The sequence below is a fragment of the Pseudocalidococcus azoricus BACA0444 genome (genome assembly GCF_031729055.1).
Classification (GTDB): Bacteria; Cyanobacteriota; Cyanobacteriia; order Thermosynechococcales; family Thermosynechococcaceae; genus Pseudocalidococcus; species Pseudocalidococcus azoricus.
On record NZ_JAVMIP010000005.1, the window covers coordinates 81,281 to 94,450 of the forward strand.

The 13,170-nt window shown below is 48.5% G+C and carries 6 protein-coding genes; 3 read left to right on the top strand and 3 right to left on the bottom strand.

What is annotated here, in order from left to right; genetic code table 11:
- Positions 1-7 precede the first annotated feature (7 nt).
- Positions 8-1,294 carry a bifunctional folylpolyglutamate synthase/dihydrofolate synthase gene (locus tag RIF25_RS07430; RefSeq protein WP_322877917.1) on the bottom strand — a complete coding sequence of 429 codons (1,287 nt, stop codon included), beginning with the start codon at positions 1,292-1,294 and terminating at the stop codon, positions 8-10.
- A 44-nt stretch (positions 1,295-1,338) separates the two neighbouring features.
- On the opposite strand from RIF25_RS07430, the gene RIF25_RS07435 reads away from it, so the two are divergent.
- Positions 1,339-2,349 (top strand): threo-3-hydroxy-L-aspartate ammonia-lyase, encoded by a 1,011-nt coding sequence (locus tag RIF25_RS07435; RefSeq protein ID WP_322877918.1) that lies wholly within the window; start codon positions 1,339-1,341, stop codon positions 2,347-2,349.
- Between the two features lie 17 nt (positions 2,350-2,366).
- Complete coding sequence (locus tag RIF25_RS07440) at positions 2,367-3,491, top strand: 2OG-Fe(II) oxygenase (protein WP_322877919.1); 1,125 nt, start codon at positions 2,367-2,369, stop codon at positions 3,489-3,491.
- Between the two features lie 160 nt (positions 3,492-3,651).
- Here the strand turns inward: RIF25_RS07440 and RIF25_RS07445 are convergent, their stop codons facing one another.
- Positions 3,652-8,409 carry a choice-of-anchor I family protein gene (locus tag RIF25_RS07445; RefSeq protein WP_322877920.1) on the bottom strand — a complete coding sequence of 1,586 codons (4,758 nt, stop codon included), beginning with the start codon at positions 8,407-8,409 and terminating at the stop codon, positions 3,652-3,654.
- Positions 8,410-9,420: 1,011 nt separating this feature from the next.
- Here RIF25_RS07445 and RIF25_RS07450 point away from each other — a divergent pair.
- A complete protein-coding gene (locus RIF25_RS07450; protein ID WP_322877921.1) occupies positions 9,421-11,928 on the top strand; it encodes a glycogen/starch/alpha-glucan phosphorylase in 2,508 nt (835 codons plus the stop codon).
- Positions 11,929-11,962: 34 nt separating this feature from the next.
- On the opposite strand, the gene RIF25_RS07455 is transcribed toward RIF25_RS07450, so the two are convergent.
- Complete coding sequence (locus RIF25_RS07455) at positions 11,963-13,069, bottom strand: diguanylate cyclase domain-containing protein (RefSeq protein ID WP_322877922.1); 1,107 nt, start codon at positions 13,067-13,069, stop codon at positions 11,963-11,965.
- Positions 13,070-13,170 lie beyond the last annotated feature (101 nt).

Consider the following 13,170-nt stretch of genomic DNA (forward strand, 5'->3'; position numbering starts at 1 on the left):
TTTCTGGTTAAGGCATGGATTCAAGCAGCCTATTTTTCTCTCTCAGGAATTCACCAATCAAATAAAGAGACCCCGTTAAAACGAGGGGCTGGGGTGTGGGGTGTGGGGTGTGGGTGGCCTGGAGGGCAGTGGCTAAATCAGGATGGGTCATCACCACGGGCAAATCATGGCCAATCGTTTCGGCTAGGGTTTTTAACTCCATTGGGTTGAAGGCATCATGGCCTGGGATGGGAACGAGATGAAGATGATCCTGGGGGCGTAAGAGGGCGGTGAGAAGGGCTTGGGCATCTTTGCTGGCGAGAATTCCGATCATCCAGGTGACGGGAGCGAGGCCCTGTTGATCTAAATATTGCCGGAGTAGGTGGGCGGCTGGTTCGTTGTGGGCCCCGTCTAGGAGGATTTGTCGTCCCCGCCAGACCAGCCATTGTAACCGTCCTGGCCAGCGAGTTTTGGCCATCCCCGTGGTGACGGCCTGGTCAGAAATCTGCCAACCTTGAGACTTTAAGCAGTCAATCGTGGCTAGGGCTAAGGCCGCATTCACCAGTTGCACATCACCCGCTAAGGGGAGGGGGAACCGATAGTCGCGCCACATTCCCCAGGCCTGTTGCGTAAAAATCCCACTCAGATATTCGGCTGGTGCAGGGGTGAGGATCGGACAATGGAGGGCCTGGGCGCGTTCGAGGATCACACTTTGGGCCACAGTCGGCATGGGGCCAATGATGGCAGGGCGGTGGGGCTTAAGAATGCCAGCTTTTTCTGTCGCAATTTCCGCCAAGGTATGGCCTAAACGCTGCCAATGATCCCGACCGATCGAAGTAATTACAGTCACAAGGGGCAAATCACACACATTGGTCGCATCTAACCGCCCCCCTAGTCCCACTTCAATGACAGCAATATCTACCTTTTGGCGGGCAAAATACAGCCAGGCCACAGCCGTAATGATTTCAAACTGGGTCGGACTTTCCTCTAAGGCAGTGGTAGCAGCAATTACATCCTCCAAGAGCGTGACCAAATCCTTGGAAGCAATGGCCGCTTGATTCAGGCTGATCCGTTCTGTCCAATCCACCAAATGGGGGGAGGTATAACAACCCACGCGATAACCGGCTGCGGTCAACATGGCCGATAGATAGGCACAAACCGACCCTTTGCCATTTGTACCCGCAACATGAATGATCGGCACATGGGCCTGGGGATTGCCAAGTTCCTTGAGGAGGGCCTGGATGGTTTCTAACCCCAAGCGCACCCCAAACCGCCCATAGTTGCCCAGCAATTGATCAACAATTTTTTGGCTCACAAATATATCCGCACCTTGGGTGATTAATGTGATCGTAAGCTAGGATGCACAACCGATTAAGTCCCAACCCATTCATGGCTCCTATTTCCAAAGCTGTTACTGCTGCTGATATCCTCCAGGCCAGTCATCGCCTCCAATCCATTGCCCATCACACCCCTGTCATCACCTCCCAAACCGTTGATACCCTGACCCAAGCCCAAGTTTTCTTTAAGTGTGAAAATTTTCAACGGACAGGTTCCTTCAAATTCCGAGGAGCTTACAACGCCCTTTGTCAACTGACTGACAGCCAACAACAACAGGGAGTTTTAACCTACTCATCTGGAAACCATGCTCAGGCCCTTGCCCTTGCCGGAAAACTCTTAGGAATCCCCATCACCATTGTCATGCCTACCGATGCCCCTGCTGTCAAATTAGCTGCAACTCAGCAATATGGAGCCGAAATTATTCTCTATGACCGCAACCAGACCACCCGTGAAAGCCTTGGACAACAATTGGCTAGGGAACGCAACCTGACCATCATTCCGCCCTACGATCATCCCCATGTCATTGCGGGACAAGGAACCACGGCCCTAGAGCTTTTGCAATCCGTTGATGCTTTAGATGTAGTTTTAATCTGTTGTGGGGGTGGCGGACTCCTGTCTGGCTGTGCCATTGCCTTAAAGGAGTTTGTCCCAACCTGTCGCGTGATTGGCGTAGAACCCAAATTGGCTGATGACGCGACCCGTTCCTTCTATAGTGGTCAACTTCAAACCGTGTTGAATCCCCCCACAATTGCCGATGGAGCCAGAACCCCTAGCTTAGGAACCTATACCTTTCCCATTGTTTTAGAAACCGTGGATCAGATGTTAACCGTATCAGAAGCGGTCATTGTCCAGGCCTGGCGCTTTCTGGGAACCTATCTGAAACTGGTTGTTGAACCCACCGGAGCCTTAGCCACCGCTGCCCTCCTAGAACTCGCTACATCTGGGGCCTGGGCTGGACAACGAATTGGAGTCATTTTAAGCGGTGGTAATGTAGATTTATCCGACTGGTTCGGTCGTAACTCCCTGTCCTAACGTTGCAGCAGTTGACTATGGCCAGACTTCTCCTTGGTGAACCCGCCCCCTGGTTTACCTTACCCAGTTCCGTTAATCCCCAATACAACATTGATACAGTGGGCGGTCATCGGACAATTTTGCTGTTCTTAGGTCATTGCAGTGCGCCAACCATCAAGCGGGTTTTAGAAGGGTTTCTGACTCTCCAAACCGAACTAGCCACCGAGCGCATCCCTCTTTTTATCATCAGTATTGACCCCCATGATCAGCCCCTCCAGTCCCTGGTTGATCCTAATGGCTATTGCAAATTTCTTTGGGATTTTGAGCAAGATGTGAGCCGCCTATATGGGGTGATTCAAACCGATAAAAAAGGGCAAGACCAATATCATCCTCAAGCTTTTATCCTGAGTCAACGGCTGCAAATTGTCGGAATTTTTCCCATCCAAGGCCAAGCCAATTTTCCAGCCCAAATTGTTGATCTTGCCCGGAAACTCCCCCCAGACCCGCCCTTAACTATTGCCACGCCCCAGGCCCCAGTTTTATTTGTCCCCCATGTTCTTGAACCTAGCCTTTGTCAAAAACTAATTGCCCTCTATGAAGCGGATGGCGGTCGGCCCTCTGGATTTATGCGACAAGTGGATGGCAAAACTGTAGAAATTATGGATGATGGCTTTAAGCGGCGACGAGATTTACTGATTACGGATGAACAATTGCTGGCCCACCTCAATGCCTTAATGGCCCGCCGTCTGCGCCCGGAAATTCGCAAAGCCTTTCAGTTTGACATAACCCGCTTTGAACGATACCTGGTGGCCTGTTATGAGGAGGAAAGCCAGGGATTTTTTAATCGCCATCGAGATGATACTACCAAAGGCACCGCTCACCGCCGTTTTGCCATGACCCTCAATCTGAACACGGGTGACTATGAAGGGGGGTATCTGCGGTTTCCCGAATTTGGGCCTCACCTCTATCGGCCTGGCGTTGGTGAAGCTGTGATTTTTTCCTGTTCCCTCCTCCACGAAGCTACCCCTGTCACCCAAGGCCGCCGCTATGTCCTCCTCAACTTTTTCTATGATGAACCTGCTGCCCAAATCCGTTCACAAAATCTTGAGTTTGTTCTACTTTCCGATTTACCTCCTTCCCCAGCCACTAAGCCAGAACAATAAGAAAACAGATGTAAAACTAGAAACTTAATCGATTCCCATCTGTCTGTAGGGCTGGTCAAAATGGGGATAGCAGTTGTTTGAATTGCAACAGGGCAAAGCACCACTATGAAACGCCGTATTGATACGCTCTCGTCCAAAGCAGGACTAGGGTATAAGTTTTCTAGGGGTTAACCGTAACCGTTGTAATTTGAGCAATGATGTCATCAAAGTCCTGATCACCACCACCAGGCAAATCCTCAAAGCCAAACACGCCACTTCCCAATAGACGAATGTGGTCTATTCCATCCTGATTAAGACTTAGGAAGGGGATGTACATATTGCTGAAGTCAGCGTTAGGTGTTGTGCCATTGGAAATGATAAAGGGCAGAATCAGGTTGCCAAAGGCAAGATTTTGGAGACTAATGTCCAGCTTGCTCTCGTTAAGGGGCGCATTGAAACTAGCAACGGCATTATCAAAAGCAGCCTGAGCATAAGCAAGAGGATCGCCTGTGGGAAGAACTCCATTAACCGCACCCGTAACAGCATCCGCAATATAAAAGCCAATCAAGTTATCGTAAGCAGCTTCTCGATAAAACGTTAGCCCAACATTAGCTGTTCGACCAGTCAGGTCATCTGCGATGCCATCTCCATTGGTATCAAAGTTCAAGTTCACTAAATCGATTGCCTCAATAGTTGCACCATTGATAGCCACGTTACGACCTACTCGATCAGCTTCATTCGCTAGATTGATCGTGTTATCAAAGTTGGAGGTGCTGACATTAAAGATGAGGTCATTAGAGCTACTACCACCTTCACCAAATACCAGGGAAAATTCGTTGTTGCTCAGGTCAGTTAATTGCGCCTCATCTTGGGTAGAGAGGAGAACATCCCGATCCTTCCCTGCCCTCAGATCATCCAAAGTGCCACCAACCACCAGCATAAAACCGAGTCTGGCGGCAGAGTCAAGCAAGAGTTCACTGCTCAAACCCTCCAAATTCCCAAACGCACTGAGGAAGTCATTGGGTAAATCATCTGAACTGTTGAGGGATGAAAGGACAACCCTGGTCGTGTTGGCATTGAGAATAGCTGCTAAATAGTTTCCCTGATCATCAGGACTAACGATACTGCCATCACCGTTGGCAACCCGACCTTGACTATCCTCAACCTTGAAGACCACTAGTTCATTCACAAAGGATGTGTTGGTCGTAATTGCTTGGAAGCTCAGGAGTAAAGGACTGGTGAGAGCAATGACTCCCTTCTCTTCATTGCTATTTTCCAAATCAATTTCCGCAGTTCCCTCGAATACCGTATCTGCCCGGAAGTTGAGGTTTTGAATCCGATCGTCTAACTCAGGGCCAACATCTGCTTGATCAAAGGCCGTGTCAACCGTAGCAAAGTTGTCCAGCAGGTATTCTGCCAGGGCATCTTGTTCCGTACCATCAATAGCGAAGGTGGCGTTACCTGTTTTGATTCCTGCGGCATCCAGTTCCACCAAGTTAACCCGTTCAATCACAGCAGGATCGCCAAGAGCACCCTTAGTCGGGTCAGTGTTCAAGTTTGGGAAGGGGTAGCTATCCCCGCCGCCGATAAAGTTGCCATTGCTATCAAAGTTAGAGGCCGCAAGGAAGCCTAGGGTGACAATACGGAAAGTTTCCTCCGGATCACCGACCAGTAGTCCATCTCGCAGCAGTTCAGCCACCAGGTTATCTTCATCGTCAAAGATACCTGCATTCTGAATCTGATTTCCTTGCTCTTGATCGGGGTCAAAGGAGAACTTCACACCAGCGATTTGGGGAAAGCGACCGTTAGCACTCGGCAGCGCAGCGACACCATGCTCTAGTATGGCGAGTAACTCTGTTTTGGTCAGGGTCAGCAGCACTAGGTCATTATTGAAGGCCAGGGCAGACTGTACATCCGTTTGACTGATACCGCCTTCGGGCTTGATAACATTGCCTTCACTATCCACTAGTTCTGTGTTGGGGCCACGCACAGCAGCAGTTCCACCGGGAGGAACAATAATTTCACCAATTGAGTCCCGAATCCCACCCCCGTTCTTGATGGAAACAATAACTGTCGGATCGGTTTTCTTCGCTTCTGCTAAATTAGCATCGGCGGTCAAATTTCCTAGGTTGGTTTCTTGGGTACGAATCCCGTCCGGATCAGTGCTGGTGCCAGTACCGGAGCGATTACCGTTGAGGAACACATCCGCAATTCCGAGAGTGTTAGATTCGGTGGTGATGATCTGGGCTTCAATCGCTTCGACAATTGCTTGAATCTCCGGATCAACCAGATCTTCAGCATTAAGAGCAGCTACCCCTTCTGCATCTGTGGCATAAGCACCAGAAACCGTGGGGTCATAGCTTGTAGGGATGATGTTACCCGCAGCATCAAATTCAATGACTAAACGGCCTACATACTTATAGCTGCCATCGGTGTTGACTACAGCGGTTTGAGTGCCGCCCGCATTAGCAATGAAGCGAGGATACTCACCTTGGTGGCTATCTCCAGGCCGGATGCGATCATTCTCATCAAATAGACGGGTATTAGACCCACCCGCCACAATAATGTCCACGTTCTCTAGGAGTTGAGCCAGACGAAATTCAATCTCGATCTGCTGCATGTGGGATAACAGCACAATCTTGTTCAGTCTGGGATTCGCTTCCAGTAGGGTATCCACTTCAAGCTGAATCTCTGCGGCCAGAGCAGCAATTTGCTCATCTGTGGGTGTGGAGTTAAACGGACTGGGTGTAATAGTGAGACCGCCCGGAGAAGAGATGCTAGCTAGGGTAGGGGTAGTAGCTCCGATCACCCCAATATTTTCTCCATTGACATCAATGATCACTGAGGACGTGACTGTATTGGCCTGGGGAGCTTGCCCACCTGGTACGACCAAAGGCGCAAGGCTAGGGTCGGTAGAAAAATCGAGGTTGCTAGAGAGGTAGGGGAAGTTTGTCCCGGTAAAGTCAGCCCCAAAAAGACTACCCGGTGTAGAACCGCTGATCAGGCCAGCAATCGCTGCGGTACCAAAGTCAAATTCGTGGTTCCCAAAAGCAATTGCGTGAAAACCCAGTTCATTTTGAATCTGAATATCGGCAATCCCACGCGAGCCGAAGACGGGGCCGGAAGCATCATAGAACAGTCCCGGAATGATGGCATCACCGGAAGAGAGGCGTAGGGTGTTGGTATAGTCCGCCGCACCATTTCCATCTGCATCCTGATTTTCCAGAGCATTAAGGACTGCTGACAGATTGGTGATATTCGAGTTAGGGGTTGTTGCCTCCTGATCCGTGACGTGGAGCAGTTGCAGGGTAAACGGAGACGGAGGAGGGTTGAACTCCATTACACTCACCGTCTTACTAACTTCATTGGTGACGACTAATAGGTTTTCACCATTGGGACTGTCCGCAGCAGGAATGAACAATAATCCTTCCGGGCCGGAGTCGGTCGCACCGGATTCAGGGTCTGCTGTAAAGTCTCGATTGTTGAGATACTGCACAAATATAGGGGCGGTAGGATCGGTTACGTCATAGACCATGACCCCGCCAATCCGTTCCAAGCCAATGAAGGCATAGTTACGTCCACCGACCGCTCCGACTGTAACTCCTTCGGGTTCTGGCCCTTTGTTGTCACTCCGATTATCGAGGGTGTTGTTGCTATTGCTCGCGTTGAAGAAGTCAGGGAAAGCAGCAGCCGTAATTTGTTCAAAGTCATCACCACTGTCAAACACCAGGTTTCCATTACTGTCCCAGATCGAGAAGGAACGGGCACCGTAGGAATAGAGTTGGTCAAAGTCTCCATCCCCATCGATATCGCCTTGGGTGTTGGTAATGTTAATGCGCCCTAAGTTGATATTTCCCTGTAGGGTCTCGGCGTTGGGGAAAGCTGTAGGGTCAAGGGTTACATCACGCACTCTAATTTCTTCGTTGAAAATATCCCCTTCTTCCAGACCTAATAAGTCGAGGGCTGCTTCATTATCTGTCGGGCGAATCCGGGCATCTCCTTCGTTAGCGGTGACATAGTAGGTTTGCCCGCCCAGGGTATAGGACGCGATTGCATCGGGTTGATACATTCCCAAAAGGGGCCAATTTTGGATATTGATCTTTCCCCCCGCCCCACTACTGCCATCCACATCCCGATCGCTGGCATCCAGGCCATTGCCCGGTAAACTATGGTCTTTAAAACCTAGGGGGATAATCTGCTCTACGGTTGCCGTGACAATATCCACTACAGCAAAGGCATTGTTTTCCTGCAACGTTACCCAAGCCTTAGTGCCATCTCCATTGAAGGTGATGTATTCCGACTCTACATCTTCTGCAACTGTAGAGTCACGGACTACTTCGCCTGCATCATTAAAAATCTGCCCAAAAATACGAATCCCGGCGGCTTCTAGGCTGGCCTGTTGGGCATTAAAGGCCATGAAGGTTGCATTTTGTACGGTAGCTGTTGCGATGCCACCAGAAATGTCAATAATGCTAACGGAACCTTCGGGATCGCTGGTGTAGGTTTCGTTCGGTTCTCCTTCATTGGCAGTTAACACCCTAGTACCATCGGGGGTGAAGGTCACCATATCAGGCAAATATCCTACGGACTCCTTGCCCAAGAAACTCCCATCTGACGCTCGGAAGAACTGTACTTCTCCGGCCTGTTGGTTATTCAGGGTATCCCGGACTGCCAGGGCAACCGCCACAATTCCTGCGCTGATAGTGCCCACTTTACCCACCGCGACACTGTTGGGAACAAGGTTAAATCCGCTGGGTAATGTGCTGGTATCTAGAGCTAAATCAGTAGTTTTGCTGGGATTGGTGGGATCCGCCAGGTTAATAATTTCCACCCCGTCCCCAGCTACCACAAAAAGACGATCGCTGCCCGGATCAAAGGCGGCAATTTCGGCCCCACTGCTGCTAACATAGCCGCCAATTTTCGTTAAAGCGTCTGCCATAACCTGAGGTATCTCCTATAAATATCCGAGGTCAAAACCAAGGGAAACTAAAGAAAATTCTATTTCCCCATTGCAAAGGATAAGTTTAGAATTTTGGCCAGCGAAAGCATCTAAATCCCTATCAAGCAAGATTCTTTCTAGATTTCTCTGGCAAATAGCTTAAATACAGTTAAAGCCAACCTTGAGAAATATTGCCACTTAAAGACCCTACAGGATTTCAACTGATCTTTGGTTCAAGATATGGTTAGGATTAGGTTAAGTTTAGGAACAACTTGAAACTTAGCTGAAATAATTAAATTGGGTGTTGGGAAAAGGCCTGGCCAGTAAATTCTACACGTGTAAACCTAGCCGTAGAGTTTGATGCTTTTACTGATGACGCAAAAGACAGGAATCACCTTCAATTTTCAATTGCACTGCTACTTGCTCTATGCTCATAAGTATTGAAAGTGAGTTAAGAAGATTAAGAAATAGCAAAGGTTTCATACCCTAACTGATTAAAGACTCTTTACAGCACTTTCGGCATCTATTTGGTACATTCAAGCCTTGAATCTAATTCAAAACAGGGGTGTAGCACCTTAAGCTGTACCAGTCCAATATCGAATCCGCTGTATGACTTGATTTTCCCTGATCCCAAACTTAGGTTACCTAGGCCGTATCGAAAGTTGAGAAAGATTAAAAGACTCCATCCTTGCAAGATTAGCTATAGGGTTATGGATGAAAATCACTCGGATAAAACCAGAGATCTGATCATGATAGAATTCTTAAAAAGTGAATATGAATCTAATATTAACTATGACAAGATTGATCTTATAAACTGCTGGAAATATATTTCATGATTATGATCCTAAGAAATGGTTAAAAAACCCCGTGATTGGAAGATTTCTTTAAGTTTTAGATGCAGATTTCCTCTCTAGGGTATAACCAAAAAGAGGTAGGTGTGATGATTAGTTAGTTTCATTGCTATTTCTCCTCTGGTTTAGTCCCTTGTTCCTCACTTAGGCTGGTAGTTTTATGACCTCACTCATTCCTGAAGGTTGCCCCATCGTTGCCGTTGAGGATGATCGGACTGGGACAAGCTTGGAAACTCTCAAACGGGCAATTATGGATAACTTGTTTTATCTCCAGGCCCGCTTTCCCTCGGTTGCCTCCCGCAATGATTTTTATATGGCCTTGTCTTACACCGTGCGGGATCGCCTGCTTCAACGCTGGATTTCTACGGCGGAAACCTATTTACAGCAGGGGAGTCGCACTGTTTGCTATTTCTCGGCCGAATTTCTCCTCGGGCCCCATTTAGGCAATAACCTGATCAATCTCGGGATCCGTCAGGAGGTGGAAGAAGCTGTCAATGAACTGGGCCTAGATATTGAAGAACTGTTAAACCAGGAAGAAGAACCCGGCCTGGGGAATGGAGGCTTAGGACGGCTAGCCGCTTGCTATTTGGATTCGATGGCTACCCTCGAAATTCCCAGTTTTGGCTATGGGATTCGCTATGAGTTTGGCATTTTTGATCAAGAAATTCGCGATGGCTGGCAGGTGGAGGTTACAGATCGTTGGTTACGCTATGGCAATCCTTGGGAAATTCCCCGTCCAGAAGTGCGGATGCCGGTGAAATTTGGTGGACATACCCGTAGCTACACAGACAGCGATGGCCATTACCGGGTGATTTGGGATGCCCATCATGTGGTGGAAGGGGTCGCTTACGATACGCCAATCTTGGGTTACCGGGTCAATACGGCCAATACGCTCCGGCTATGGCGGGCCGAGGCGGTTGAGTCCTTTGATTTCCAGGCCTTTAACACAGGCAACTACTATGGGGCGGTTCGGGATAAAATCACCTCGGAAAATATTACTAAAGTCCTCTATCCCAACGATGAACCTCTACAGGGGAAAGAACTGCGGCTGTCCCAACAATACTTTTTTTCCTCCTCTTCGTTGCAGGATATGATTCGGATTTATCTCCAACACAATCCAGATTTATCGAAGTTCCATCAAAAATTCACGGTGCAGCTAAACGATACCCATCCAGCTATTTCTGTCGCCGAGTTAATGCGGCTGTTAGTGGATGATCATCATCTGGATTGGAATACTGCTTGGAATGTAACCCAACACACCTTTGCCTATACCAATCACACCCTGTTACCGGAAGCTTTGGAAAAATGGCCCATTGCTCTGTTTCAGTATTTATTACCGCGACATCTAGAAATTATTTTTGAGATTAATCAGCGTTTCTTGGATCAAGTCCGGCTGCATTACCCTGGCCAAAGTGATCCCCTCGCTCGGCTGTCCATCATTGATGAATCAGGAGAACGCTATGTGCGGATGGCCAACTTGGCCTGTGTCGGCAGTTATGCAATTAATGGCGTGGCCGCTCTGCACACAGAATTACTGAAAGCCACGGTTTTACATGACTTTTACCAACTTTATCCCGAACGCTTTAGTAATAAAACCAATGGGGTAACGCCGCGACGGTGGGTTGTCCTCAGTAATCCAGGCCTGACTGGGTTGATTTCGGAGCAGATTGGGGATGGCTGGATTAAGGACTTAGATCAACTGGGGCAACTAGAACCCCTCGCCAATGATCATCATTTTCGCGCCTGCTGGGGTAAGACCAAACATGACAACAAAGTAGCTCTTGCCGAACATATCCAGGCCAAAACGGGGATTATCGTTGATCCCAACTCCCTCTTTGATATTCAAGTCAAGCGCATCCATGAGTATAAGCGGCAACACTTAAATGTTCTGCATATTATTACGCTCTATCAACAGATTAAAGACAATCCCCACTTGGATATCACCCCGCGGACTTTTATTTTTGGCGGCAAAGCAGCACCCGGCTATTTCACGGCCAAGTTAATGATTAAGCTGATTACGGCGGTGGGGGATGTGGTTAATCGGGATCCGGATGTGGCTGGACGATTAAAGGTTGTCTTTTTGCCCGACTATAACGTCACCTTTGGGCAACGGGTTTATCCAGCTGCAGATCTATCGGAGCAAATTTCTACGGCTGGCCTGGAGGCATCAGGAACAGGGAACATGAAATTCTCCATGAATGGGGCCTTAACCATTGGGACACTGGATGGGGCGAACGTGGAAATTCGGGAAGAGGTGGGGGCCGAAAACTTTTTCCTCTTTGGTTTAACGACCCCAGAAGTCCAGGCCTTGGGGGCAAAGGGTTATCAACCTTGGGACTATATTCAGAGTAATCCGCAACTAAAACGAGTCTTGGATTTAATTGCCAGCGGTCACTTTTCCCATGGGGATACTAATCTCTTTCAACCCCTCCTGAGTGGACTGTGGAATCAAGATAAATATTATCTGATGGCAGATTATCAGAGTTATATCGATTGCCAGCAGCAAGTCAGCCAGGCCTATCAAAACCGTGAACAGTGGTTAGCCATGTCTATTTTGAACACGGCCCGGATGGGTAAATTTTCCTCGGATCGCTCCATTCAAGACTACTGCCGGGATATTTGGCACGTCAGTCCAGTCATCATTAAGCTCAATGGTGGGTATCAGTAGTCCTGAGGTTGCTTGTGTTAATCTCTCACATCTGCTAGGAAGCCAAAGGAGTCTTAAACTGTTGCGCTGTTACTATCTGATTTCGCCCTTGACGTTTAGCTTGATAGAGAGCCTGATCAGTTGCGTTAAAGAGGACGAGGGGAGATTCTTGGGGAGCCGGTAGTAGGGCAGCAATTCCAAAACTGAGGGTGAGATAGGGTTTAACTAAAGAGGCTTGGTGGGGAATTTGCTCGGTGTAGATGATCTGACGAATATTCTCAGCAATTAACGCCGCCCCTTGAATATCAGTGTTGGGTAGAACAATCACAAACTCTTCCCCACCATAGCGAGCCACCAAGTCTCGGGGCCGATGGACAGCCTCTTGAATAACCCGCGCGACCCGTTGCAAACAGATATCTCCAGCATGATGTCCATACTGATCGTTGTAGAGCTTGAAAAAGTCCACATCAGCCAAAATCATGGCCAAGGATGTTTTTTCCCGAATTGCACTTAACCATTCTTGACTGAGGACGGCATCAAAATGGCGGCGATTGGCTAAATCCGTCAAGCTATCAGTAATAGACAAGCGCATGAGTTCCTGATTCGCCCGTTCCAATTCTGCTGTACGCGCCGCAATAATTTCCGATTGTTCCTCAACCAGTCGCTTGAGTTCTTGGTTAGCTTGGGCTAGTTCTTGGTTGAGTTGCATCAAGCGATAGTTCTGCTCATCAATCTTGCGATCCTGCAAGTAACTATGGACAGCATCTAAAACCGTTAATTTTAAGTCCTCTGGATTCCACGGTTTAGAAATATAGCGATAGAGTTTTGAGAGTTTAAGGGCATTACTCACTGCTTCTAAATTGGCCTGTCCCGTGAGCATGATTTTTAAGGTATTGGGGGACATCTGATGAATCCGGCCGAGTAACTCATCGCCCTTCAAATCCGGCATGATGTAGTCGGAGAGCACTAGGGCAATCTCACAGTCATCCTGACGCAGTTCTTCCATTAAAGACAACGCGTCTTCGGCCCCTTCCGCGGTTTCAATCACACACTCATCCCCCAAAGCTCGCCGGAGTTCAATCCGCAAACTTTCTAAAACCGCTGGCTCATCATCAACACAGATGACAACTGGCTTTGGGGTGTGGGGGTGTGGGGCAGACAAGGGTAAGTTCCAATGGGACAAAAAACTAAAGGCTCAGTCTATCCAACATCTTAGGGGCTAGTCTATCAAACGACTACCGCAGATTTACCGAAAATACCGCC